Here is a 24639-nt window from a genome sequence, read left to right as displayed (position 1 = left end):
TGTTACGAAAGGTCAATTAATGTTAACTAGAGGGGTGTAATTTCTTAACCTCACTGGGTTTTAAATTTCTTTGTTTTTTGAAATAATTAGAAAGGTGGCTTTCGTCGGTGAAACCAAATTCATAAGCGATTTGCTTCATTGACAGCTGTTTGTTTAGAATCCTTTTTTCTATTAATTGGGTTCTTAGTTTGTTATTGTAATCTCTATAACTTATCGAAAAATTACGCTTGAAATACGTTCCAAAATAAGTCGGAGAGATATTAAAATGTTCTGAAATAGTCTTAATTTGAACCAATTTTGGTTTGTAGATATTCTGATGGATATAAGAGATAATCTGGTCGTTGTCTATTCCTGATCCGGTGATTTTTATATTCTGTTGTTGTAAACTTTCTTTTATCAGTCCAAAGATGGATAAGATTTGGTAGAAGGCAATTGGCGAAGTAGAAATATTGGCTTTGCTGTTGTAGGCTCTGATATTGTCAATGGTATTTTTTAGTATGCTTGCACAAGTTGGATCCAATTTTAGTACATTTTCTTTTAGTGATTTATCGCGCATGAAATTCTCGGGAGTATTAAGCAGAAATTCGTCGCAAGCCAGTTTTTTATTCGAATTAAAATAAGTGTCGGTGAATTTTATAAAGAAAAACCGAGTTGTTTTTTTTATGTCAAAATAGTGCTCATCATCAGTGGAAAGCACAAATAAATCTCCTGTTTTGTACTGAAGTAGGTTTTTGTTTAATTGATGAATTCCGCTTCCTTTTACAATGTAAATAATCTCGTAATAGGTGTGACTATGTCTGGGAAGATGATATTGGTCTTCCTCAAATTCATCAATTACTAAGGTGTCAAATTGATTTAATTTTTTCATAACCTAAAGTTGCAAGTTTATGTTGTAAAATTACAATTTCTTTGCAGCAGTTATCAATAAATTTGCAAAGTAAATAAGCATTGCTGTTTCAATGACACAATGTTAGTTAATAATCTCTTTTATAATAAAATGAAAAAAAGTCTGCTTTCACTCGCTTTGGGTGGTTTGACAATAGGAATTACCGAATTTGTGATGATGGGAATATTGCCTGATATTGCTAAAAATTTAAATATTAGCATACCCGTTGCGGGACATTTAATTTCGGCTTATGCGCTTGGAGTAGTTATTGGTGCGCCTTTGTTGGTGATTATCACGCGAAATTATCCGCCTAAAAAAACGCTTTTGATTCTGGCGAGTATGATTACTGTGTTTAATACGCTTTCGATTATAGCGCCTAACTATGGATTTTTATTTGCAGTACGATTGCTTTCGGGATTGCCACATGGTGCTTTCTTTGGAGTTGGTGCGGTAGTTGCGAGCCGGCTTGCTGATAAGGGCAAAGAAGCTCAGGCTATATCGGTTATGTTTGCAGGTTTAACTATTGCTAATCTTGTGGGAGTACCTATTGGGACTTATATTGGGCATAACTTTTCATGGCGTTATACTTTTATTATTATTGCCATTGTTGGAACTCTTACGGTCTGTTCACTTTATTTTTGGATGCCTAATATCGAGGCTAAAGCGAGAGAAGCTATGAAAACGCAGCTGTTGTTTTTTAAGAAAGCCGAAGCTTGGTTGGTTATCCTAATTACCGCTATTGGTGCTGGAGGCTTGTTTTGTTGGATTAGTTATATTGCGCCATTGCTAACAGATATTTCAGGTTTTGATGGTGGCGATGTGCCTTATATTATGATGCTGGCTGGTTTGGGAATGGTTCTAGGGAATTTTATTGGTGGAAAATTAGCCGATCGTTACTCTGCCGAAAAGACGATAATCGTGTTGCTTTCGGTTATGGCGCTCGATTTGTTATTGGTGTTTTTCTTTTCGTCTAATCCTTATGTAAGTTTAGCATTAGTGTTTTCTACAGGTTGTATTTCTTTTGCCGTTGCTGCGCCAATTCAGACTTTGATGATACAAACTGCGGTAGGTGCCGAGATGATCGCTTCGGCGGCTATTCAGGCGGCTTTTAATACTGGAAATGCTTTGGGAGCTTTTCTTGGTGGATTGCCTTTAATTGCTGGATTTAGTTATGCTTCTCCTAATTTAGTTGGTGTAACGATGTCGATTATAGGAGTTTTATTTACAGTGGTGTTTTTACAAAGAAAACGACGTGTTTTAAAGTTGCAAAGGATTTAAAGTTTTAGTTTTATTTGAGTCTTAAATTACTGCTTATTAATTTTATGGAATCTTTACTGATTCCATTGTTTTTTGCTAACGAATCGAATTGAGAAATCACTTCTTGTACTTTTTCAAAAGTGGAATTAGGATTTTTAATTCCGAAATGTTTGGCTAAGGTTGTTAAGTGTTTCAATGTTGGATTTTTACTTTCGCCAGCAATAGTTGTGCTGTGAAAACCATAAGATGAATTGGAGAATGTTAAATCATAAGCAGGGGCTAATTTCCAATGTCCGTTTTTGTCCATTAAAAAAGAAAAGTTTTTGCTGTGGTCATCTCGGTTGTGGGCTAAAACATTAAAAGTGGCTAATTGGAGAATTTTATTAAAGGCATTAAAGTCTTTTTCTAATGTAAAAGCACAATCCATAAGATGTCCGTAGTCTAAAGTGCTCATTCTGAAATTATCATGAAGTAATCCTGCTGCTGAGTGTAGATGAAGTTTTTTATTTTGAATTCGGTCAAATCGTTTACTTCCGAAGAAATATTGACCTTTTTTACTTTTAAACAATCGGAATTCATTGACTTCAATGCCGGCAGCTTGCGCCATTTGGTTGTAAGTGTATTCTATTAAAGCAATGTCGGTTAAATCATTGGAAGACGGGAATTTTATTATCCAATGTTCAAAACCTTCCGGTAAATCAGATTTTCCATAAAGTAATTCTTGGGTGTTTGGGTTAAATCCAATCAATACTTTTGGTCTTGCACCGCCTGATGAGCCGCCAAGATGGAAAAGTTCTTCAATTACATCTTCTGAGGTTCCGTTTAGAACAGTTTCAATTTCATTGGAAATTTGGTCTAAATCTACGACATTAAAATTAGTGAAGTTGTTTTCATATTCAGGTTCGTAAGAGATTGCTCCAGTACAGTTTTTATCTATATAAGTCAATCGGTCTAACGGAGTAATCTCGTTTAAGTTGACTCCCATAGAGAGTAATTTTCTGTCTAATAATAATCTTCCCCAGCCATCTGGGATAGAGTCTGAAAAAACGCCAAAAAGTCCCTCTAGATATGTTTCTTTTGGTGTCAAAATTTCGTTAGACAATCTCATTTTAAAAGGAGATATTTCTAATCCACTTGAAATAAAATCCGGGTCGTATTTGAAATAGATTTTTCCTTGGTTTTCTACCATAGTTCCAATTTCGACTTTAGTATCGTTCAGATTTAGAAAAGCTTTTATTTTTTGAATTTCCGCCATAGTTATTCTTTAAATAATTTCTCTATTTCTTTCAAATTTTCATTGATTTTAAAAACGGTATCAAAATCATCTAATCTGTCAAAAAGATGCGCCAGTTTAAGTAATGATGCTAATGATATTTCACCAGTATGTTCAAATCGTTTGATACTTCCTAGTGAGACCCCCGATTTAGCAGCTAATTCTGATTGTGATATTTTTTTGTCCTTCCTGATTTCCCGTAATCTTTCAGCTAGTTCTGTTTGAACTTGTGAAGGAGTTTTATTGATAGAGTAATTTTTCATTTTGGCTAAAATATTAGTCAAATGTATGGTTTTTAGTTATAAATAGCTAATATAATAGCTGTAATTTTTATTGTTCGTGAGTGGGGAAGCGATTGATAAAAATGTAGAAAGAGGAATATGGAAAAGTTATTCAACTTCAAACATATGTATTATTTGTGGTAATAATAATTCGTAATTCATGTAAATATTTTCTAAAGGTTTTAAATTTAATTTTTTAGTTCCAATCAATATTGAGCATTCCTTTATTTTTAGCTCAGCATTATACATTCTACTATTAAGAGGAGTAAGAATCTTATTTTCTATTCTTTTAGTTTTAACAAGGTTAATCCTGTCTTTTTTATTTAAACCTCTTAAGTTGTTGAGTTCAGAAGGTAATAATTTGATATATACAGTAATAATGTAGTAATTTTCTTTTTCTAGATTTGGATATATTATGAAAGTATTCTCTTTGCTAAAGTTAGTTGGAAAAGCTTGAGCTTGGTGTAAAGGGATTTTAGCAAATTGATTTGCGCTACCTATAAATTCTGCTATTAAATTATTTGTTCGCTTTTCTTTTCGGTAAATAGTAAGTGCAGTATTGAAATTTAAGATTAGATTTTCTGCTAATTCGTTTCTTTCTCTTATGTCGAATTTATTTAAAGGAATTATGTATTTAATTTCTAATATAGTTGGTGAATTTGCAATTGTTAATTGTTCGGATATAGCTTTAACTTTATCCATTTCTTTTTGCAATTCTAAAAGTTCTTTTTTTGATTGTTCTGATAGTTGCTCAATGACTAATTTACTTTGATTGTCAATTTTTTTAATCGTGTTTTCAGTGCTAGAATCTATCTTTTTTACAGTTTTTTCAAATTTCTCATTTATTTTGTTAATAGTCAAGTCAATTTCAGTTTCAACTTTTCTTGAAATTTCAATTTTAGTTTTTTCCCCGCTTTTTTCAGCACCAACTTGGAGTAGCCAAATAGAAAGTACTGTACAAATAATAGAAATTGGAAGATAATTTTCAATAATCCAGTCGAGCATTTTTTTTGGTTTTAAATATTGCATTAATAAATTTATATAAAGAATTTCATGATGATTTGTTTTTGGCGAATATATAAAATATGTACTACAAGTTTATTTTTTATAACTACAATAATGTTTTAAACAAAATCCCTAGCCCTGATAGTAGTGGAAATCCTTTTATCTCGTTTTTTAGAGATAAAAGATTGAAACGGATAGCAGGAAGTAGCTTCAGATAAAACTGAAGTTAATTGAATTGTGCGATTGCTTCGTGCCTCGCAATGACGCACAAAAAAACCGCTAATCTTTCGAAAAGCGGTTTTTTGTTTAGTCTTTTATAGCATTTCCTTTGTTGTCAAAGAAATGATATTCTAAATACGTGTAAGCGTCACGTGGTATAATTTTCACCCATTTTTTATGTTCAAGAAACCATTTTGAACGTAATGATGGAAAACCTTTGCTGAGGTAAGCAGCCACAAACGGATGTACATTGAGTACAACTTTTTTGTGGTTTTTTAAAACTCTTTCCAGGTCGGAGTTGATTTTATCAATGATTAGTATTGGCGCTTCGATTTCGCCATTTTCATTGTTTGGATCTTCTTCTCTGGTTTTAATATTTCTTTCTGGTCTTACTCTTTGTCTTGTAATTTGGACTAATCCAAATTTACTGGGAGGTAAGATTTTGTGTTTTGCTTTATCGTCGCTCATTTCTTCTCTCAAGAAGTCGAACAAGACTTTGCGATTTTCGGGATTAGACATATCGATAAAATCCACTACTATGATACCGCCCATATCGCGCAAACGCAATTGTCTGGCTATTTCGGCTGCGGCAATCATATTGACTTCCATGGCTGTGTCTTCTTGATTAGTCGCTTTATTAGAACGGTTTCCGCTGTTGACGTCAATTACGTGTAGAGCTTCAGTGTGTTCAATAATAAGATAAGCGCCTTTACTCATGGAAACAGTTTTTCCAAAAGAAGTTTTGATTTGTCTCTCTATATTGTATTTCTCGAAGACAGGCGTGTCGTTTGATTGATAAAACTTCACAATAGATTGTTTGGATGGAGCAATTTCTTGCAAGTAATCCTTGGTTTGGTTGTACAACTCTTCATCATCTATTTGGATACTGGTAAAGGTATCGTTGAATACGTCTCTTAATATTGAGGAAGCTCTGTTGAGTTCGCCTAATACTTTTGAGGGATGATGAGCAGTTGGTAATTTTTTACACATTGCAGTCCATCTGCTTAGCAGGTTCTGCAAATCTTTTTCTAATTCGGCTGTATTTTTGCCTTCGGCTACTGTGCGAACAATAACACCAAATCCTTTTGGTTTGATGGATTGTACAAGTTTTTTTAGTCGGTCTTTTTCTTTTTTGTCTTCTATTTTTTGAGAAATAGATACACGGTCAGAGAAAGGAACTAAAACAATAAAACGTCCGGCAAGAGAAAGCTCAGCGCTAATTCTTGGTCCTTTGGTAGATATTGGTTCTTTTACAACTTGCACTAAGATAGATTGATTGGCGTTTATTACATCAGTAATGGTCCCATCTTTGTCTATCTCTTTTTCAAACTGAAAGTTTTTTAGGGAGAAATCTTTTATTTTACCTGCGCTTACAAGTTTTATGAATTTCAGTTGGGAAGTTAGATTAGGACCTAAGTCGTGATAATGTAAAAAGGCATCTTTTTCGAAGCCTACATTTACAAAAGCAGCATTGAGTCCAGCAACAGGTTTTCTTATTTTAGCAATAAAAATATCGCCTACTTGAAAGTTGCTTGTCTCTTCTTCCTTGTGTAATTCAATTAGTTTTCCATCTTTTAATAAGGCAAAATCTACGAAATCAGAACTAGATCTAATGATTAATTCTTTGTTCATTTGTAAATTTTTATCCGCACTTTCAGATTTCAGATTTCAGATTTCAGATTTCAGATTTTTGTAGTCACAAAAAACTTCCAACTTCCAACTTCCAACTTCTAACTTCGGTAAGGATGGATTAAACAATAATTTTAACAGGCATGAACCCGGGGAGATTTTAGATTTCTGAATTTTGATTCTTGATTTTAGATTTTTAAATCTGCAATCTTAAATCGGTAATCTACAATCTTAAATCTCAATTTCAATGAACGTTTAAAAAGAAAAAAGTAGTTCTAGACTACTTTTTCTTCTTGTGACGGTTAGCTCTCGCTCTTTTCTTTCTTTTGTGCGTAGCTACCTTATGTCTCTTTCTTTTTTTACCACTTGGCATATCGAGTTGATTTTATGATTAATTAATATTATTTTGCTTCGTTGTTTGTTTTTACTCCTTCTACAAAAACTTTTGCAGGTTTGAAAGCAGGAATGTTGTGTGCAGGTATTTTAATTGTAGTGTTCTTTGAGATATTTCTACCTGTTTTCTCAGCTCTAGTCTTTACGATAAAGCTACCAAAACCTCTTAAATAAACATTGTCTCCAGTTTCTAATGAAGTTTTTACTTCATTCATAAAAGTCTCTACTGTTGCTTGCACATCACCTTTTTCAAGACCTAACTTTTCTGAAATTTTCGCTACGATATCTGCTTTCGTCATTTTCTTTCCTTATTTATTATTCTGTAATAATTTTTTTGAGTGTGCAAATATATGAATTTAAAAAACAAATATTCAAGCTAATTCATTAAATTTTAATTACATAAACTTTTACTTTTGTCAACAAATATTTAATGATGATTTTTCATAACTTTCTAATAAAGTGGTATTTAGAAAACAAGCGCGATTTGCCTTGGCGAAATACGACTAATCCGTACCATATTTGGCTCTCTGAAATCATGCTTCAACAGACGCGAGTGGCGCAAGGAATGCCTTATTTTTTGTCTTTTACAACTGCTTTTCCAACCGTTTTTGATCTCGCCGCGGCGAGTGAAGAACAAGTTTTAAAATTATGGCAAGGTTTGGGGTATTATTCTCGTGCACGTAATTTGCATAAAACAGCTCAATATATAGCTTATGAATTAAACGGAATTTTTCCTTCTAATTATAAGGACTTGTTGTTGTTAAAAGGAGTAGGCGAATATACTGCGGCGGCAATTGCTTCTTTTTCCTATAATGAAGCGGTTCCTGTGGTAGATGGAAATGTGTTTCGGGTGCTTTCCCGTTATTTTGATGTAGAAGCCGATATTGCTTTGGCTTCAGCCAAAAAAGAATTTGCTGCTTTGGCTTTCGAATTAATGCCAAAAGATAGTCCAGCAATTTTTAATCAGGCCATAATGGAGTTTGGTGCTTTGCAATGTGTTCCTAAAAGTCCCGACTGTGGAAAATGTGTTTTTAATTCTGGTTGCGCGGCTTTGCAAAAAAAGAAAGTCGATCAATTGCCTGTGAAGTCAAAGAAGTTGAAAGTACGAAATAGATACTTTAATTATTTGATGCTTTCGGATGCTGAGGAGAATACTTTAATTCAGAAACGAACGGCGAAAGGAATTTGGCATAACTTATATGAGTTTCCTTTGATTGAAACTTTGCAGGAAGAAGATTTTGAATTTGTATCGAATGCCGTTGAGCAAGAATCGTTTTTTGTGAATCCTATTATAAGTATGCGTGCCTGCAATGAAAAGAGTATTGTTCATAAACTGTCGCACCAACATTTACATATTAAATTTTGGAAACTAAATGTAAAAGGCGTGGTTGAAAATGGGATTACTAAAGAGCAGTTAAGGCAATATCCTTTCCCGATTGTGATTCATAATTTTATTGAATCGGAATAGAATAAAAGAGCAAAAAAATGTATCTTTGGGATAGTACTATATATTAAAATGACTATGAACGGAACACTAAATAAGGTAATGCTAATAGGTCATTTGGGTGACGATGTTAAGATGCACTATTTTGAAGCGGGAAATTGTATTGGAAGATTTCAGTTGGCTACAAATGAAGTGTATATTAATAAGACTACCAATGAGAAAATCACTTCGACTGAATGGCATAATTTAGTGGTGCGTAATAAAGCGGCTGAGATATGTGAAAAATATTTGTCAAAAGGAGATAAAATTTATGTGGAAGGAAGGATTAAATCCCGTCAGTGGCAAGCAGAAGATGGTTCGATGAAGCATACTACTGAAATTCAGGTGACAGAATTTACATTTTTAACAACTAAAAAAGATACTGAAAGCAACAAGCAAAATCAGGGATCAGAATCCACAAAAAATACTAACTTTGACACACCAAACAAAGGCTTGCCTATCAATGATTTGCCTTTTTGATTGTTTAACTAATCTTTTTTAATTTGGACCCAGAGCCCAGTTTTAATTTTGTTTATACATTAGATTTAGATCTATTGTTTGGTTTTGCCGGAATGTTTGTATTGCTGTTTTGTTCGGCAGTAGTTTCGGGAGCCGAAGTAGCCTTGTTTTCGCTGTCGCAAAAAGATATTGATGATACGCTTCAAGAAAATCTTTCGACAGGAAAAATTCTTTCCGAGCTTTTGCAAAGACCCAAAAAACTATTAGCAACGCTTCTTGTCGCTAATAATTTCATCAATATAGGAGTTGTGATTTTGTTTTCGTTTATTGGTTCTGATTTGTTTGCAGCAATTAATTCACCCGTACTGAAATTTATTTTTGAAGTTATCGTTGTGACTTTCTTATTGTTGCTTTTTGGAGAAGTGATGCCAAAAGTATATGCGAGTAGAAACAATATTAAATTTGCTAAAAGGGTAGCTTATCCTATTTCTGTTTTAGATAGTTTGCTTTCGCCAATTAGTATTCCAATGCGTGGAGCTACGGTTTATTTGCACAACAAATTAGGGAAACAGAAGACTAATTTTTCGGTTGACCAATTGTCACAAGCCTTAGAACTCACGGCAACCGATGAAACTTCTACTGATGAACAAAAAATATTAGAGGGAATTGTTTCTTTTGGTAATACAGATACCAAACAGGTTATGAGTCCTAGAATTGATATTTTTGCTTTGGAAATCACAGAGACTTTTACGGATGTTTATAATAAGATTGTCGACAAAGGCTATTCCAGAATTCCTGTGTATCGCGATAATATTGATCAAATTGAAGGTGTTTTGTTTGTTAAAGATTTATTACCTCACTTAGATAAGCAGGATTTTGATTGGACTACATTAATGAGAGAGCCGTTTTTTGTACCGGAAAATAAAAAGCTGGATAACTTATTGAAGGATTTTCAGTCTATGAAAAGTCATCTTGCTATTGTGGTGGATGAATATGGGGGGACTTCAGGTTTAGTTTCTTTAGAAGATGTAATCGAAGAGATTGTGGGTGATATTAGTGATGAATTTGACGATGAGGATATTAATTTCTCTCAGATTGATGATCAAAATTATCTTTTTGAAGGTAAGATTAACCTAAAAGATTTCTATAGAATTGTTGATGTAAATGAAGAAATTTTCGAAGAGAAAAAAGGAGAGGCAGAAACCTTGGCGGGGTTTATTCTAGAAATTTCGGGTAATTTTCCAGCCAAAGGGCAAAAACTTGTTTTTGAAAATTGCCTGTTTACTATTGAGGTTGTAGATAAAAAACGTATCAAACAGATAAAAGTTACTATTGATGTTTAGTTTAAAATGTGTAGATAAGAAAAGAATGGGTGTTCAATGCAGTGTTGCGCTTGTCTTTCTTGGTTTAGTTTTGTTTTCAAGTTGTAAAAATGATGTTTTGCCTAAGCCATCGAGTTATTTACGATTGGATTATCCAATGGCTGAATATGCACATTTTGAGAATCAATGTCCGTTTACTTTTGAGATGAACTCAAAAGCAATTATAAAAGGGGAGAAGGATTGTGGTTTTACGATTACTTATCCAAAGATGAAGGCGACCATTTATTTGACCTACAAACCAGTAAATAGTAATCTTAATAAATTATTGCGCGATGCTCAAAAACTGACTTTTGAACATGTAATAAAAGCCGATGATATTTTAGAACAACCCTATTTAAATCAGCAAAAGAAAGTATACGGAATGTTTTATCAAGTGGATGGAAATGCAGCAACTAACTCACAGTTTTACGCTACTGATAGTACAAGGCATTTTTTAACGGCTTCAGTTTATTTTTATGCCAAACCTAATTTTGATTCTGTTATGCCAGCGGCTCGTTATATCAAAAACGATATGCAGCATTTGATGGAAACATTGGAATGGAAATAAATTAGGTAAATTAAATACTCGGCATTATATTCTAAGGATATTTCTTCTAATTCTTGCGGACTAAGTATTTCTTTAAGTTTTTTTGTAGTTCTCTATGATTTGATTATTGTTAAATGTTTTCTTGACGGTTTTTTCTTGTATATTTAGTTTTTTAAATCTAAACAAATCAAGTTAGTTATGAAATATGTAGTTTTCTTGAAATATCTATTATTCGTATTTTTTTTGTTTTCATGTAATAGTAATAACGCACAAGAAAATAAAAAGTCGCAATCTGTGGAACAAATATTATCAAAACTAAATACTCGAGATACCATACAATTATTAGATCTATCCTATAAAAACATCAAGGAATTGCCTGATTTGTCAAGGTTTAAAGTCAGGAAATTAAATATTTCCCATAATAATTTAGATACTCTAAATATGAAAAATCTTCCAAACTATCTGGTTGATTTAGATGCTTCGTTTAATAAAATTAATGATGGAATAAACTTTCAAAATATTAAAGGCACATATTCTCAAATGTTTAAAGGCGAAAATAATATTTCAAAATATATAAAACGGATTAATCTTTCAAATAATGAAATAGAGGGTATCTCCTTTATATTCTATGAAAAAGGAATTGAATCTATTGTTTTATCCAATAATAATTTAGATGGAGTTTACCTCTATTTGAAATATAAAAAACTTAATTATCTAGATGTTTCCAATAATCCAAAATTGAGTAATTTAGTAACATTTGATCCTGCAAACATAGATACTGTAAAAAGCAATAACATTGCCATCGATGCACCTCTTAAATTTATTGAACAACCTCAAATTACGACGATACCAGATAAAAATTAACCTGCTATGGCAGGAAATGGAAGTAGTCCGTAAAGAAGATTTAATCCAAAATAATTACCATCCACTATGCTATCAAAAAATCCTTTTTTGTGCCTAATTTTTTTTTGTTTTTTATTTTCTTACAACAGCAATATCGCACAAGGAAATAAAAACAAAAAGTCTGTTGAAGAAATACTATCCAAATTGAACCCTCGTGACACGATACAGTTATTAGATCTATCCTATAAAAATATTAAAGAATTGCCTAATTTATCAAGATTTAAAGTCAGGAAATTAAATATTTCCCATAATAATTTAGATACTTTAGTTCTTAAAAATCTTCCCGCTTATTTGGTTGATTTAGATGCTTCTCATAATAAAATTAAAAACGCATTAAAATTTTCTTGTAGTGTTGATGTATTTGGATTTGAAGAGTCAGATAATATTTCTAAATATATTACGAACATTAATCTTTCAAATAATAAAATTGCAGAAGTTTCTTTTTTATTATATAAAACTAATATTAAAAGGATTGTTCTTTCTGAAAACAATTTAAATGATATTTTTCTATATATGAATGGAGGAAAGCTTAATTATTTAGATGTTTCCGATAATCCAAAATTAAGTAATATATCAACTATTAATTATGTGATCATTGAAGAAATTAAAAGTGATAAAAAAACAATTCCAATTAAATTTATTAATCCTCCTAAAATTACAATGGTACCTGATAAGCACTAAAACACAATTAATTCAAGTTGCTAGTTGTGAGTAATAAAACCAAAGTAAATGTTAGGTAAATTTGTTTTGCTAAAGAAAACAGTAATAATACTTTGCCTCTGGGAGTTTGTTGAAATGTGTATAATGTAGTATTGGTTAATTTAGGACTTACTCAATGAAAAAAATAATTATATTTTCAGGTTTATTAAATATTATATTAGTTATAACGATTGTTATATTGTTTAATAAAAATTTGAAAACAACTGAAGAAAAGAAAGTAAATCAAACGAAATTGCATACATCTCTTGATAAAACAGATCCTATTTATATTTCGCACAAATTCCCTTGTGATTTGGCTTACGGAAGTATTGAAGTTGATTTGTGTACTAAAGAAAAACTTCAATTTTCTAATAGTCTGTTAAATCAGCTGGTAAAAAATAAATTGAATATAGTAGATAGTTTAATTGAAGTAGATAAAGAAACTATTTTAAAAGATAACAATAATAGTGCATTTTTTGTAAAATGTTTAAAAATTAATTTACAACAAAAACAACGATTTATAGATTATCAAAAATATTGGAATATTACTAGAAAATTAAATTGCGAGATCGTTAAATCAGGATGTGAAGGGAGTACAGGTTGTATAGGTATTGTTAATGAAGCAGAAATAAAGATTGTTTTAAATAGAATTAAAGAAATTAAAGAAACGAATTTAGGTTGTAATTAGGTTAGAATCAGATTGTAAATTTTATTTTAAATGAATTATTTTATTTTAATACTTTTAATATGTGCGCTTTATGCACAATTGGTGTTTTTTTTAAATTAATGATTTAAGTAGTTTTATAATGCAATTCATTTGCTCAAGAAGTAATAATATGATACAAAGATTAACTATAAAAAAAGGATTTCAATTGCTTTTGTTTCTCCTTGTAGCTACTAGCATGCACTCGCAAAGCTATTTGGATGAATATGATCAATTATTTATTAAAGAAACTAAAATAATTAATTATCATCGACCAGATAATTATTTCTATATAAGACCTGTCGATTCTTATTTTGAAATATACCCAAACATTCTGCAGAGTGAATTTAATATTTCTATGATAAATAAAGACAATCAGATTATGATTTGTGTAGCTGTTATTCATTATCCTGAAGGTAAAACTAGGGCACAAAAATATTTAATTGCTACTCGAGATTTGAATCGTCTTTATGAAAAGGGGTTATCTTCAGTAATGGATACCCGTTTATCAAAGTTGATTTATATTGATGCCCCTCACATAAAAAAAATGAATGCAAATAGAGGTTATCTCTATAATTTAAAAGTTAGAAAAAACTTATATCTAGGAATTTATCCAAGATGTAAAAAATTAATTGTTTATAAAGATAATGTTGGTAGAGTTGAAATACTGTTTTTTTACAAATATGGTCAAGACGATATAGTTAAGCAAGAAATAGAAAAAACATGGGGCATGTTGAAGTTTAAGGCTTGAGGATAGTTTTATAGATCTTAAAATTCTAAATATACTTATTTTACTAATTTTAAAGCTTTGACAACTTAAAATGTAGTCAAAGTTTATTATTTTCCATGAATCAAGAAGTCTATGTTTTAGATTTTGTTGATTTAAATCATTTAATTTACATATTCGAATGTAAATTCACTAAATGTTTTTTGAGAATATATTAAATAGATATGCAATTCATGGAAACTTTTATTGGGATTAGCAAGTGAATATTTTTTTAATTTATTATAGCTAATTTAAACTTACAAAAATGAAAATTAACTTGAATACACAAAAAGAAAGAAAATGGAAACTGTTGTTTGTTTTTATTTTCTTTATTGTTTTTAATATGCACTCGCAAAGCTATTTGGATGAATATGATCAATTATTTGTTAAAAAAGCCAAAATAATTAATTATCATCGGCCGGATAATTATTTCTATATAAGACCTATCGATTCTTATTTTGAAATATACCCAACCATTCAGCAGAGTCAATGTAATATTTCTATGATAAATGGTGATAATCAGATTATGATTACTGTCGCAATGATTCCTTACCCTAAAGGTAACACTAGGGCACAAAAATATTTAATTGCTACTGAAGATTTGAATCGTCCTCACAAAAAGTGGTTGTATTCAGAAATGGATATTCATTTTTCAAATACGAATTTAATAGGTGTGTCTCAATTAAAAAAAATCAATGCCGATAGAGGTTATCTATATAATTTAAAAGTTAGAAAAAACTTATATCTAGGAATTTATCCAAGATGTAAAAAATTGATTGTTTATAAAGATAATGTTGGTAGAGTTGAAATACTGTTTTTTTACAAATATGGTCAAGACGATATAGTTAAGCAAGAAATAGAAAAAACCTGGGGGATGTTGAAATTTAAATAATCTTTGGTTTGTGGATAATCCTTTTGTTTAAAATTTACGCCTAACTTAATGGTTTGTTTGCACTTCATAGGTTTGGCAGATTTTTTTCTTTAAAAAAAGAAGCTTATCTCGTCAAAATTGTACAATTTTGACAAAAAATTGAAGCTTTGGAATCAAAACAATTGAAGTGGATTTATTTATTGGTTCTTGCCTTGATTTGGGGTAGTTCGTTTATTTTGATAAAAAAGGGATTGTTAGGGTTGTCGGCTATTCAGGTAGGTTCATTACGAATTATTTTTGCTTCCTTTTTTCTATTGCTTATTGGGTTTAAAAGTCTAATGCTTATCCCAAAGTCAAAATGGAAATACATTGCTATTACGGCTCTTTTTGGAACTTTTTTTCCGGCTTTTCTGTTTGCAATTGCTCAAACGGAATTAGATAGTTCGGTAACTTCAATTTTGAATTCTTTAACGCCATTAAATACATTGGCAATAGGGGCATTGTTTTTTGGAATTGGTTTTCAAAGAAAACAGCTTTTGGGTGTGTTGATAGGACTTTTAGGAAGTTTGCTTTTGGTTTATAATGGTGCGCTAAATAATCCTGAACAAAATTACTATTATACTTTGTTGATTATTCTGGCCTCTTTTTGTTATGCCACCAATGTTAATTTGATAAAAAGACACTTGTTTGACGTAAGTCCGGTAAGTATAACTACAGGGAATTTTGTCGTGCTTTTGATTCCTGCTATACTTATTTTGGTTTTTTCAGGTTTCCCGGAACAAATTTATTTGGAGAAAACCCAAAAAGCAGTTTGTTTCATCCTGATTTTAGGAGTTTTAGGAACGGGGATTGCTAATATCCTTTTCTTTAAACTAATACAAATTGCTTCTCCAGTTTTTGCTGCATCAGTTACCTATTTAATTCCTGTAGTTGCTTTCTTTTGGGGATTATTAGATAATGAAATGCTGACTCCAATTCAGTTTTTTGGTGCTTTTATTATACTAATCGGTGTCTATTTGAGTGCCAGGAAGTAAGGAGTTGTGAGTTATGTGTTATGAGTTAAACTGCGTGAGCTTTTAACGCTTAACTCATAACACATAACGCTCAATATTTTCTACTATTTATAAATCGGTTTTTCTACAGGATTACCATATTTGTCAAAATAGAGAATAGGAATGTTGAGTTTTTCTAATCCCGGGATAACCTCTTTGCCTTTGCCTACAATAACTATTCGGCTATTGTCAATTAAGAAATATTTGTTGGCAGCAGCTAGAACATCTTCTTTGGTAACCGCATTGATGTTTTTAATGTAATTTTCGTAGAAATTGGCGGGTAAATCTTCGGTTGCGATATTTAATGCGTATCGAGCCACCGATTCTGGTTTTTCGACCTTCATTACAAATCGGCCAATGTAGCCTGCTTTAGCGTTTTCAAGTAATTCGGTAGTTACTTTTTCAGTTCTTATTTTTTTGATTTCTTTGATGAATTCGACTACAGCACTATCGGTTACGCTATTTTTTACAGCCGATGATGATCTGATACTGGTTACATATTTTCCTGCTCCAATATTAGTACTTGCTCCATAAGTCCACCCGTGAGCCTCTCTTAAATTCATGTTTAAGTAGCTGTTAAAACCTCCTCCCAAAATATAACTGGCAATTACCGCAGGAAAGAAATCTTTGCTATTCATCTTTAAATTATAGGTGTTTACTAATGAGATTTCTGACTGAACAGCATTAGGTACATCGATAAAATTAATTTGAGTTGTTGGGGTGTTTACGGGGTCGGGATAGCTAGTTTTAGGAGTATTGGTTTTTTCCCAAGCGCCAAAAAGCTCCTCTACTATTGGTTTTATTTCGTTGTATTTAATATCTCCTACAATTGCTAAATAGGCATTTTCAGGTGCAAAATTATGAGTGTAATTCTTGATGACATCTTCTAAAGTAATATTCGATAAGGTTTCTTCGGTGATGAATTCGCCTGAAGGATGGTTTTTTCCATAAGCAAGGGCATTAACCATTCTGTTAGCAATAGCTGAAACGCTTTTTTCCTGAGAGCGCAATCCTTCCATTAATTTTGCTTTCTCTTTGTCTAGTTCGTTTTGAGTGAAATTAGGGTCTAAGGCACCGAAGGATAAAAGTTCTAAAGTGCGTTTTGAGAATTTTGAAAGAGAGCTGGCATAGGCGTTGCTGGAACTAAATTCCATTGTGGCTCCCATGAAATCTACTTCTTCGTTAAAGTCTTCTTTAGATATTTTAGTGCTCCCATTTCCGATTAGGTTGCTGCATAATTCGTCAACCCCTTTTTTGTTTCCTTCTGCAAAAGGAGGATTGTCGATAGTAAGGTTGAAGGTTACTTTAGGTAATTTATGATTTTCTACAACCATTACTGTAAGTCCGTTAGCTAAAGTGAAACTTTGCGGTTTTTTTATGTTAACTACTGGTGGTTTTCCTGCTGTGGGTTGTTTGCGTTCTTGTGCTTGCATGATTGCGGAGACTAATATTATAATGAATAGTATGCTTGATTTTTTCATGATTCGAAATGGCTTAGTTTTCGTTCTTCTCAGGGCTAGGAATATAATCCAGTATCAGTCGCTGATTAGGATTTAGATACTTTTTGGCAACAGCTCGAATTTCTTCTCTTGTGATGGAATGATAAATATCGATTTCCGTATTAATAAGATTTATGTCGCCATAAAGCAGGTAGTATTTGGCTAGATTTTCAGCTATTCCCTCTACATTTGAGTTTTGGTTGACGTATTGATTTTCAAACTGGTTCAGTAGTTTTTGATAATCTTTTTCAGAAATTAATTCGGTTTGAATTTTTATAATTTCTTCGTCAATTTCTTGAAGTAAATCCTTGCTTGTGAAATTTGCCATTGGTAATCCATATAGAATGTACATTCCATAGTCTTCTTCGTTAAAACCTACCGCGCCAATTTGCAAGGCTTTTTTCTGGTCGTCTACTATTTTCTTGTAAAGTTTTGAGCTTTTTCCATCGCTTAAATAAGAGGAAATGAAATCCAATACGCGAGCGTCTCTGGTTTTCATAGATGGCGTTCTATAAGCAGCCACAAGCATCGGGATTTGGATGTTTGGATCTATGTGGGTTGCTTTGATGGTTTCGGTTATTGGTTTTTCAACAAATGTTTCTTTTTTTATTGCTGCTCCTTTTTTGATAGGGCCAAAATAGTTTTGAATCCATTCTTTGGCTTGTTTTTGTTCGAAATCGCCCGCAACTACTAAAACAGCATTGTTTGGGATATAGAATTTTTCGTTAAAAGCTTTGAAATCTTCTAATTTTGCAGAGTTTAAATGTTCTGTAGATCCTATTGTTGTCCAGCGGTACGGGTGATCGGTGAATAGATTTTCTTTAACAGCTTGAATTATTTTTCCGTAAGGTTGGTTGTCGTAACGCGAATTTTTCTCTTCCTTAATTACTTCTTTTTGGGTATCAACTCCAATTTGGTTAATCACAGGATGCATTAATCTTTCGGATTCCATCCAAAGAGCTAATTCTAAATTGTTAGAAGGGAAAACTTCATAATAATAAGTTCTGTCGTCTGAAGTATTGGCATTGTTTACTCCGCCATTTGCAGTGACAATATTGAACCATTCGCCTCTTTTAATATTTTTAGTTCCTTCGAATAATAAATGTTCGAAAAAATGAGCAAAGCCTGTTTTGTTTGGGTTTTCGTCTTTGGAACCTACGTGATACATCACAGAGGTAATGACTACAGGTGCGCTGTTGTCCTGATGTAAGATAACATGCATGCCGTTGTCTAAGTTGTATTCTTCGAAAGCTATTTTTTGGGCAGTGGCTACACCACCAAGTAAAAGCGCAGTACTAATTGCCATTATTGTTTTTTTCATATAAGATTAATAAAAAATAAAGTTGCAATACTTAATGAGTAATATTGTTACTTCAAAAATACTTTTTTTTAGTATTGATTCTATAATAGAACTTTTTTTAACAAAAATATAAGTTGAATCCTATTTCTAATCTGTTGATAATAAGTAAAAAACAGATTTAAATATTTTTTTAAATTTAGTGATTGTGTGATAAAAAAATAATTGTATATTTGCAACCTTAAAAATCAATAAATCAATTTGGTATGTATGCAATCGTAGAGATAGCAGGGCAACAATTCAAAGTAAGCAAAGACTTAAAGGTTTATGTTCACCGTTTAGCTAGTGAAGAAGGTTCAAAAATTTCTTTTGACAAAGTTCTTTTATTAGATGATAATGGAAATGTAACTTTAGGCGCCCCAGCTATAGAAGGTGCTTCAGTAGAAGCTAAAGTGTTACAACACTTAAAAGGAGACAAAGTTATCGTTTTCAAAAAGAAAAGAAGAAAAGGGTACAAAAAGAGAAATGGTCACAGACAATATCTTACTCAAATTGTAATTGAAGGTATTACTGCAGCAGGTGCTAAAAAAGCGGCAGTTGAAGCAACTACAGAAGAAGTTGAAGCTCCAAAGAAAAAAGTAGCTAAAGCTAAAAAAGAAGATACTCAAGAATAATAACAATATTAAAACTAAAACATCATGGCTCACAAGAAAGGTGTCGGTAGTTCTAAGAATGGTAGAGAATCAGAATCAAAACGTTTAGGTGTTAAGATTTTTGGAGGACAAGCTGCTATCGCAGGGAACATCATCGTAAGACAAAGAGGTTCAAAACACAATCCAGGTGAAAATGTTTACATCAGTAAAGATCACACCCTACACGCAAGAGTAGACGGAGTTGTTAAGTTCCAAAAGAAAAGAGACAACAAATCATACGTTTCAATCCTTCCATTCGAAGTAGAAGCATAATTGATTTATCTCAATTTATTAAAAAAACCTGTTAGCTATGCTGGCAGGTTTTTTTGTGTTTATGGATAATTTTAGAACAAAGATTGAGAGCTTAATAAAGTGTGAATAAGCTGAGCTTGATTAAGTTGAATTGCGTAGGACTAAATCCAATGTTGTTAAGTTGAGGTCTTTTACTCGTTTTTCGATACATTCTATTGAAAAAATATGTCGCATTTTTTAATAAAAAAACTACCAATGATGTTTTATTAGAAACGAGGATTTTTCTTGAATAATTTTCTTTTTTGCTTGATCAAAAAAGAAACAAAAAAATCAAGTCTTGCGCTTCCTCGTCGGTCAAATTAGTTTTCGAATTAGCTTCGCTCTGTTCGCCTTCGGCTCGAGTCTAAAAGAAAATAACTCTCCGCCGCGGCGGATCAAACAGATTTTCTTTTTACACATTCTTCAAACATTTGACACTCGACTGCGAAAGCTAAGGACGGTTGAGTATTGAAAATAACAATGTTTTGATTGTTTTTTTAAGAACATGAATCGCTACAATATTTGATGAGAATTAGAATAATAAAAAGGGTAAATTGATTTTGTCAGTGCGTTTTTGTTTAAATAACAAATCCCCTTGCTTTTTTTAAGCAAGGGGATTTGTTGTCAAAATTGAATTAATAATTACGTTTGATTAATCCATCATTCTTTGGCCGCCACCGCCGCCATTGCCACCACCGCCGCCAAATCCTTCCGGACGTTCGCCTCTGTCCATTCCTTCCATGTTTCGGTTGTTTCTTCCCGGAGGGTTTTTCATGCCAGAGAAATTCTGGATTTTATAAGTCAGAGAAAACATGGCATAACGTTTTAAAACGGTGTTTTCGTTGTCGCTAACCGATGTAGTCGAAATACTTCTTGTGATGCTTTGATTTTGATTTAAAACATCATATACTTTTACTTTGGCAATAAATGTCTTGTTTAAGAAAGTGTATGATAAGCTGGTATTCCATAAGTAATAATCCTGATTGATGGAATTGTAAGTGTATCCAAAATCGTTACCCCAAGTCCAGTTTGTAGGCCAGTAGCTTGTAGTTTGCAGATTGATTCTATGAACAACATTTGATCTTGATTTCAGACTGCTGATATCGTATTCAGTTTCGTTGTAAGAGAAATTATAAGAAGGAGAAACCGTGAAAAAAGTTCCGTAATCATAATTAAGGTAAACTCTAGGGGATATTCCCATAGCTTTGGCACCATATAAAACTCCATCAGTAAATCCTTTTGAGAATGAATAATTAGCGTTTAAAGCTAATCCATAACGCAATAGATTAGATTCTTGTTTGATGGATTTGTTCCAGCTACCACCTCCTGATAAGGAGTAAGTCCCAGATATATTTTCATAAGTAGTTGTTCTTTTTCTATCAGCGTCATAAACTGAAGAAGAAATGATGTCATTATTATAGAAATTAGTATTCACGTAGATGTTGTAACCTGAACGGGTACGGAAATCAAAATTTCTATAGTTAATGCTTGCACTGTGTGTTTCGGTAGGATTCAAATTTGGATTTCCTGTAACCGTATTCAAAGGATTTGAGATGTTTTCTATAGGAAGTAATTCAGATGCTGATGGCAATGAAAGGCTATAGTTGTATCGAGCAGTAACAAATTTTGAACGATCCATTTTGTATCTAATTTGTGCACTTCCATAAGGTAAAACATATTTTTTGTTCAAATCAGTTGATTGCCCTACATAGAATGAGTGATTGTCGTATTGTATAATAGATGTCGAAGAATTGATATCGAATGTGAATTTGTTCTTTTCAAATCGAATTCCTGCTTTTGGTGCAATACTATTTTGTTTAGAGGTAATGTAATTTGTTTGTAGGTCGTTCAAGTCTGTATAAGATTGATCGGCTTCATTAAAATTATAAGATTTTTTGTCGTTTATGGAATTTTGAAAATTGTATTCTACACCTACTTTGAAACGAATGGAATCAGTTACAGGTTCGGTATATTCAATTTCGGCAGAATAAGAATCGCTAATACTGTTGCTTAGATTGTTTAGGTTTCTAGTTTCTACCGTGTTTGTTTTGTAGTAATTGTTTGTTGATTCTGTAATTCCATTTGAATTAGAACTGTTGTTATTGTTGTTAAATACTACGCTTAAGTTTCTTGCTTTTTTCTCAAATGATTTATTAAAGTTAATCGAGTTGCTAAAACTGTTTGATTCGCTTTTACTTGATGATTCAGAATCGGAATCATTTATTTTTGTCCCATCTAAAGCCAGTGACTCGTTGTCCGATTTTGAATAATTGTCAGATTGAGAAGTACTAAATTTTGGAGCTACAAATAATCGCATGGTTGGTGATATTTTGTATTCTAACTCGACATTCGCCTTGTTGCTAGTGTTTCCGTTTTCTGATTTTGAATGCGATACAGTAGTAAAATCGCCATCGGGTCTGAAATTAAGTGAATTTGATGCGTTTTTATTTTCAGTATTTGTATCCGAAAAATTATAATTGGCATTTACCTGAAAATCTTTAGCCAATTGGTCAGAATAGTTAAATCCTAATAGATTAGATGTTGTAATTCCATTGGCTTGACCTCTATTTATGGTTGTCCCTCGGCTATTTCTACCGCCACCCATATTATCAAAAACTTCGTCCATAGAAAATCCGGGAGCATTGATGTTGTTAGATGAACCTAAAAGACTTATTTTTCTGTTATTATTAAAGAAGTTTAGGATAAAGCTGGATTCGTAATGATTATCAGTACCATATCCACCAAGGAATTTACCAAAATATCCTTTGTTTTTGTCATCGTCAATTGTTAGGTTGATGCTTGAATTGTCAGAAGCAGCCTGGTCTTTAGAGTATTCTTCTTTCTTGGTTTTAAAATCAGATACCTGAACTTTATTGATAATTTCGGCAGGAAGGTTTTTTAACGCCATAGCACCATCTCTATCAAAGAAAGGTTTTCCGTTCACTAAAACTTGGGTTACTTCTTTACCGTTTACGGTAATTTTACCATCACTGTCTACCTCAAAACCAGGAAGTTGTTTCAATAAGGTTTCTACGTTAGCATCAGGGCGAACTTTGAATAAAGAAGCTTTAAATTCGATAGTATCATTTTTAATTCGAATAGGTGGATCTTCTCCTTTTACGGTAACTTCTTTAAGTGTATTTACAGATTCTGCAAGATAAATATTGCTAAAATCTTTATTAGCACTAACTTCTTTTTGCTCTTCAGCAAAGGTTTCGAACCCCATATAGGTTACTTTCAAAAATACGGGTTTTTCATTTTTCTTAACTGCGAAATTGAACTCTCCGTTTTTGTCCGTTAAAGTGTATTCTAATATTGTAGAATCTTTTACCGTGCTGATATACACCGTAGCTGATTCTAATGGAATTTGGTTGTTTAAATTAAGTACTTTTCCTTTAAGAATATAACTGCTTTGTGCAGAAGCATAAAAAGAGAAAGCAAGAAAAAACAGAAATGATAAATATTTACTCATAATAATTTGGTTAAACTTAACATAAGATGTTAATTAAAAGAAAAGGTTTAACGGGAAGTGTAAAATTTATATTTATTTTTTTCAAAAAGCATGGTTGGCATTTTTTTAAACAAAAAACCCTCACATTTCTGCAAGGGTTCTAAATCTGAAATCATAAATCAGCAATCGCTAATCTAAAATCTAGTATCTGTAATATTCCGGTTTGTATGGACCTGCAACATCAACTCCAATATAAGCAGCCTGGTCGTCACGTAAAGTTTCCAATTCTACTCCTAATTTAGCCAAGTGCAAAGCAGCTACTTTTTCATCTAAATGTTTAGGTAACATATAAACGTCATTGTTGTAAGCAGCGCTGTTTTTCCATAATTCGATTTGAGCTAGAGTTTGGTTTGTAAATGAGTTACTCATTACAAAACTTGGGTGACCTGTAGCGCAACCAAGGTTAACCAAACGACCTTCAGCCAAAATGATAATGTCATTTCCAGCGATAGTATATTTGTCAACTTGTGGTTTGATCTCGATTTTTGAAGCACCGTGGTTTTTGTTCAACCAAGCCATATCAATTTCATTATCAAAGTGTCCGATGTTACAAACAACCGTTTTGTCTTTCATTTGTTCGAAATGAGAACCTAAAACGATGTCTTTATTTCCTGTAGTAGTAATGATAATATCAGCAGTAGCAATTACAGTATTTAATTTCTTCACTTCGTAACCGTCCATTGCAGCTTGTAAAGCACAAATTGGGTCAATTTCAGTAACTGTTACAATTGATCCTGCACCTCTAAAAGAAGCAGCAGTTCCTTTTCCAACATCACCGTATCCGCACACGATAACTCTTTTTCCGGCCAACATTAAGTCAGTTGCACGACGTACAGCATCTACAGCAGATTCTTTACAACCGTATTTGTTATCAAATTTAGATTTAGTAACCGAGTCATTAATGTTGATTGCAGGCATTGGTAAAGTTCCAGCTTTTACTCTTTCGTAAAGTCTGTGAACACCAGTTGTAGTTTCTTCAGACAATCCTTTGATTCCAGGAACCAATTCAGGGAAACGGTCAATAACCATATTAGTTAAATCTCCACCATCATCAAGAATCATGTTCAATGGTTTTCTGTCTTCACCAAAGAATAAAGTTTGTTCAATACACCAGTCAAAAGACTCTTCGTCAAGACCTTTCCAAGCATAAACTGAAATTCCAGCAGCAGCAATAGCAGCAGCAGCCTGATCTTGAGTAGAGAAAATGTTACAAGAAGACCAAGTAACTTCAGCACCAAGAGCAATTAAAGTCTCGATTAAAACTGCAGTTTGGATTGTCATGTGTAAGCATCCAGCAATACGAGCACCAGCAAGAGGTTGCTCATCTTTATATTCAGCACGAAGCGCCATTAAACCTGGCATTTCAGCTTCCGCCAATTCAATTTCTTTTCTTCCCCAAGCCGCTAGAGAAATGTCTTTTACTTTGAAAGCCACATATGGCGTAGTCGTTGTACTCATTTTTTATAGTATATTTGTAATTACTTCGTCCGTTCGTCCGCCGCGGCGGACTCGGGTGTAAAATTTTTGCAAATTTACGTAATAACTTTAGAATTAAACTAATT

23 protein-coding genes are annotated in these 24639 nt (G+C 32.4%); 13 read left to right on the top strand and 10 right to left on the bottom strand.

The genetic code is table 11. From position 1 onward, the window contains the following. Nucleotides 1–22: 22 nt before the first annotated feature. Nucleotides 23–868, bottom strand: coding sequence for an AraC family transcriptional regulator (locus GTZ96_RS02605; protein WP_161641033.1), 846 nt, complete (start codon nucleotides 866–868; stop codon nucleotides 23–25). Nucleotides 869–997: 129 nt separating this feature from the next. On the opposite strand from GTZ96_RS02605, the gene GTZ96_RS02600 reads away from it, so the two are divergent. Beyond that, nucleotides 998–2164, top strand: coding sequence for an MFS transporter (locus GTZ96_RS02600; protein WP_161641032.1), 1167 nt, complete (start codon nucleotides 998–1000; stop codon nucleotides 2162–2164). Nucleotides 2165–2174: 10 nt separating this feature from the next. On the opposite strand, the gene GTZ96_RS02595 is transcribed toward GTZ96_RS02600, so the two are convergent. The 5 genes from GTZ96_RS02595 to GTZ96_RS02575 all read right to left on the bottom strand — a co-directional run bounded on the left by GTZ96_RS02595 (nucleotide 2175) and on the right by GTZ96_RS02575 (nucleotide 7242). Further along, nucleotides 2175–3398 (bottom strand): type II toxin-antitoxin system HipA family toxin, encoded by a 1224-nt coding sequence (locus GTZ96_RS02595; RefSeq protein WP_161641031.1) that lies wholly within the window; start codon nucleotides 3396–3398, stop codon nucleotides 2175–2177. Nucleotides 3399–3400: 2 nt separating this feature from the next. Then, the gene (locus GTZ96_RS02590; RefSeq protein WP_161641166.1) at nucleotides 3401–3679 is read right to left on the bottom strand and encodes a helix-turn-helix domain-containing protein; all 279 of its coding nucleotides are present in this window, start codon (nucleotides 3677–3679) and stop codon (nucleotides 3401–3403) included. Between the two features lie 126 nt (nucleotides 3680–3805). Further along, on the bottom strand, nucleotides 3806–4702 hold the full coding sequence (locus GTZ96_RS02585) for a hypothetical protein (RefSeq protein ID WP_161641030.1): 897 nt from the start codon (nucleotides 4700–4702) through the stop codon (nucleotides 3806–3808). Nucleotides 4703–5008: 306 nt separating this feature from the next. Further along, entirely contained in the window at nucleotides 5009–6553 is a 1545-nt protein-coding gene (locus GTZ96_RS02580; RefSeq protein ID WP_161641029.1) for an Rne/Rng family ribonuclease, read from the bottom strand. 398 nt (nucleotides 6554–6951) lie between these two features. After that, nucleotides 6952–7242, bottom strand: coding sequence for an HU family DNA-binding protein (locus GTZ96_RS02575; protein ID WP_024981932.1), 291 nt, complete (start codon nucleotides 7240–7242; stop codon nucleotides 6952–6954). Between the two features lie 134 nt (nucleotides 7243–7376). Here GTZ96_RS02575 and mutY point away from each other — a divergent pair, with 134 nt between their 5' ends. The 10 genes from mutY (at nucleotide 7377) to GTZ96_RS02525 (ending at nucleotide 15769) form a co-directional block, all read left to right on the top strand. Then, complete coding sequence (gene mutY, locus GTZ96_RS02570) at nucleotides 7377–8411, top strand: A/G-specific adenine glycosylase (protein WP_161641165.1); 1035 nt, start codon at nucleotides 7377–7379, stop codon at nucleotides 8409–8411. 54 nt (nucleotides 8412–8465) lie between these two features. Next, the gene (locus GTZ96_RS02565; protein WP_161641028.1) at nucleotides 8466–8906 is read left to right on the top strand and encodes a single-stranded DNA-binding protein; all 441 of its coding nucleotides are present in this window, start codon (nucleotides 8466–8468) and stop codon (nucleotides 8904–8906) included. Between the two features lie 23 nt (nucleotides 8907–8929). After that, the gene (locus tag GTZ96_RS02560; protein WP_161641027.1) at nucleotides 8930–10228 is read left to right on the top strand and encodes a gliding motility-associated protein GldE; all 1299 of its coding nucleotides are present in this window, start codon (nucleotides 8930–8932) and stop codon (nucleotides 10226–10228) included. Between the two features lie 25 nt (nucleotides 10229–10253). Further along, the gene (gene gldD, locus GTZ96_RS02555; RefSeq protein WP_161641164.1) at nucleotides 10254–10814 is read left to right on the top strand and encodes a gliding motility lipoprotein GldD; all 561 of its coding nucleotides are present in this window, start codon (nucleotides 10254–10256) and stop codon (nucleotides 10812–10814) included. A 273-nt stretch (nucleotides 10815–11087) separates the two neighbouring features. Beyond that, a complete protein-coding gene (locus tag GTZ96_RS02550; RefSeq protein ID WP_161641026.1) occupies nucleotides 11088–11657 on the top strand; it encodes a leucine-rich repeat domain-containing protein in 570 nt (189 codons plus the stop codon). Between the two features lie 66 nt (nucleotides 11658–11723). Then, nucleotides 11724–12377, top strand: coding sequence for a hypothetical protein (locus GTZ96_RS02545; RefSeq protein WP_161641025.1), 654 nt, complete (start codon nucleotides 11724–11726; stop codon nucleotides 12375–12377). Between the two features lie 154 nt (nucleotides 12378–12531). Further along, nucleotides 12532–13083: a hypothetical protein gene (locus GTZ96_RS02540; RefSeq protein WP_161641024.1), complete on the top strand. Its 552-nt coding sequence runs from the start codon at nucleotides 12532–12534 to the stop codon at nucleotides 13081–13083. 148 nt (nucleotides 13084–13231) lie between these two features. After that, complete coding sequence (locus GTZ96_RS02535; RefSeq protein WP_161641023.1) at nucleotides 13232–13849, top strand: hypothetical protein; 618 nt, start codon at nucleotides 13232–13234, stop codon at nucleotides 13847–13849. Nucleotides 13850–14129: 280 nt separating this feature from the next. After that, nucleotides 14130–14756, top strand: a complete 627-nt coding sequence (locus GTZ96_RS02530; RefSeq protein WP_161641022.1) for a hypothetical protein — start codon at nucleotides 14130–14132, stop codon at nucleotides 14754–14756. A gap of 146 nt (nucleotides 14757–14902) precedes the next feature. Then, entirely contained in the window at nucleotides 14903–15769 is an 867-nt protein-coding gene (locus tag GTZ96_RS02525) for a DMT family transporter (protein ID WP_161641021.1), read from the top strand. Between the two features lie 83 nt (nucleotides 15770–15852). On the opposite strand, the gene GTZ96_RS02520 is transcribed toward GTZ96_RS02525, so the two are convergent. Continuing rightward, nucleotides 15853–17268 carry a M16 family metallopeptidase gene (locus GTZ96_RS02520; protein ID WP_235972829.1) on the bottom strand — a complete coding sequence of 472 codons (1416 nt, stop codon included), beginning with the start codon at nucleotides 17266–17268 and terminating at the stop codon, nucleotides 15853–15855. Nucleotides 17269–17281: 13 nt separating this feature from the next. Beyond that, nucleotides 17282–18607: a M16 family metallopeptidase gene (locus GTZ96_RS02515; protein WP_161641020.1), complete on the bottom strand. Its 1326-nt coding sequence runs from the start codon at nucleotides 18605–18607 to the stop codon at nucleotides 17282–17284. 242 nt (nucleotides 18608–18849) lie between these two features. On the opposite strand from GTZ96_RS02515, the gene rplU reads away from it, so the two are divergent. Beyond that, nucleotides 18850–19257 (top strand): 50S ribosomal protein L21, encoded by a 408-nt coding sequence (gene rplU / locus GTZ96_RS02510; protein WP_161641019.1) that lies wholly within the window; start codon nucleotides 18850–18852, stop codon nucleotides 19255–19257. A gap of 24 nt (nucleotides 19258–19281) precedes the next feature. Beyond that, a complete protein-coding gene (gene rpmA, locus GTZ96_RS02505) occupies nucleotides 19282–19548 on the top strand; it encodes a 50S ribosomal protein L27 (RefSeq protein WP_026709571.1) in 267 nt (88 codons plus the stop codon). 670 nt (nucleotides 19549–20218) lie between these two features. Here the strand turns inward: rpmA and GTZ96_RS02500 are convergent. Together GTZ96_RS02500 and ahcY are read right to left on the bottom strand one after the other, a co-directional pair. After that, nucleotides 20219–23038 (bottom strand): outer membrane beta-barrel protein, encoded by a 2820-nt coding sequence (locus GTZ96_RS02500; RefSeq protein WP_161641018.1) that lies wholly within the window; start codon nucleotides 23036–23038, stop codon nucleotides 20219–20221. Nucleotides 23039–23218: 180 nt separating this feature from the next. Next, complete coding sequence (ahcY, locus tag GTZ96_RS02495) at nucleotides 23219–24535, bottom strand: adenosylhomocysteinase (protein ID WP_161641017.1); 1317 nt, start codon at nucleotides 24533–24535, stop codon at nucleotides 23219–23221. Nucleotides 24536–24639 lie beyond the last annotated feature (104 nt).

The organism is Flavobacterium undicola, from assembly GCF_009909155.2.
In the GTDB taxonomy this organism is placed as follows: domain Bacteria; phylum Bacteroidota; class Bacteroidia; order Flavobacteriales; family Flavobacteriaceae; genus Flavobacterium; species Flavobacterium undicola.
This window is presented reverse-complemented; position numbering and strand designations above follow the sequence as displayed.

What these genes read in the sequence shown, in the direction of transcription:
- GTZ96_RS02590 (WP_161641166.1), bottom strand. Translation starts at nt 3,679, where the DNA reads ATGAAAAATTACTCTATCAATAAAACTCCTTCACAAGTTCAAACAGAA.
- GTZ96_RS02540 (WP_161641024.1), top strand. Translation starts at nt 12,532, where the DNA reads ATGAAAAAAATAATTATATTTTCAGGTTTATTAAATATTATATTAGTT.
- GTZ96_RS02585 (WP_161641030.1), bottom strand. Translation starts at nt 4,702, where the DNA reads ATGCTCGACTGGATTATTGAAAATTATCTTCCAATTTCTATTATTTGT.
- GTZ96_RS02605 (WP_161641033.1), bottom strand. Translation starts at nt 868, where the DNA reads ATGAAAAAATTAAATCAATTTGACACCTTAGTAATTGATGAATTTGAG.
- GTZ96_RS02600 (WP_161641032.1), top strand. Translation starts at nt 998, where the DNA reads ATGAAAAAAAGTCTGCTTTCACTCGCTTTGGGTGGTTTGACAATAGGA.
- GTZ96_RS02530 (WP_161641022.1), top strand. Translation starts at nt 14,130, where the DNA reads ATGAAAATTAACTTGAATACACAAAAAGAAAGAAAATGGAAACTGTTG.
- mutY (WP_161641165.1), top strand. Translation starts at nt 7,377, where the DNA reads ATGATTTTTCATAACTTTCTAATAAAGTGGTATTTAGAAAACAAGCGC.
- rpmA (WP_026709571.1), top strand. Translation starts at nt 19,282, where the DNA reads ATGGCTCACAAGAAAGGTGTCGGTAGTTCTAAGAATGGTAGAGAATCA.
- GTZ96_RS02565 (WP_161641028.1), top strand. Translation starts at nt 8,466, where the DNA reads ATGAACGGAACACTAAATAAGGTAATGCTAATAGGTCATTTGGGTGAC.
- GTZ96_RS02575 (WP_024981932.1), bottom strand. Translation starts at nt 7,242, where the DNA reads ATGACGAAAGCAGATATCGTAGCGAAAATTTCAGAAAAGTTAGGTCTT.
- rplU (WP_161641019.1), top strand. Translation starts at nt 18,850, where the DNA reads ATGTATGCAATCGTAGAGATAGCAGGGCAACAATTCAAAGTAAGCAAA.
- GTZ96_RS02520 (WP_235972829.1), bottom strand. Translation starts at nt 17,268, where the DNA reads ATGAAAAAATCAAGCATACTATTCATTATAATATTAGTCTCCGCAATC.
- GTZ96_RS02500 (WP_161641018.1), bottom strand. Translation starts at nt 23,038, where the DNA reads ATGAGTAAATATTTATCATTTCTGTTTTTTCTTGCTTTCTCTTTTTAT.
- GTZ96_RS02595 (WP_161641031.1), bottom strand. Translation starts at nt 3,398, where the DNA reads ATGGCGGAAATTCAAAAAATAAAAGCTTTTCTAAATCTGAACGATACT.
- GTZ96_RS02545 (WP_161641025.1), top strand. Translation starts at nt 11,724, where the DNA reads ATGCTATCAAAAAATCCTTTTTTGTGCCTAATTTTTTTTTGTTTTTTA.
- GTZ96_RS02580 (WP_161641029.1), bottom strand. Translation starts at nt 6,553, where the DNA reads ATGAACAAAGAATTAATCATTAGATCTAGTTCTGATTTCGTAGATTTT.
- ahcY (WP_161641017.1), bottom strand. Translation starts at nt 24,535, where the DNA reads ATGAGTACAACGACTACGCCATATGTGGCTTTCAAAGTAAAAGACATT.
- GTZ96_RS02535 (WP_161641023.1), top strand. Translation starts at nt 13,232, where the DNA reads ATGATACAAAGATTAACTATAAAAAAAGGATTTCAATTGCTTTTGTTT.
- GTZ96_RS02515 (WP_161641020.1), bottom strand. Translation starts at nt 18,607, where the DNA reads ATGAAAAAAACAATAATGGCAATTAGTACTGCGCTTTTACTTGGTGGT.
- gldD (WP_161641164.1), top strand. Translation starts at nt 10,254, where the DNA reads ATGGGTGTTCAATGCAGTGTTGCGCTTGTCTTTCTTGGTTTAGTTTTG.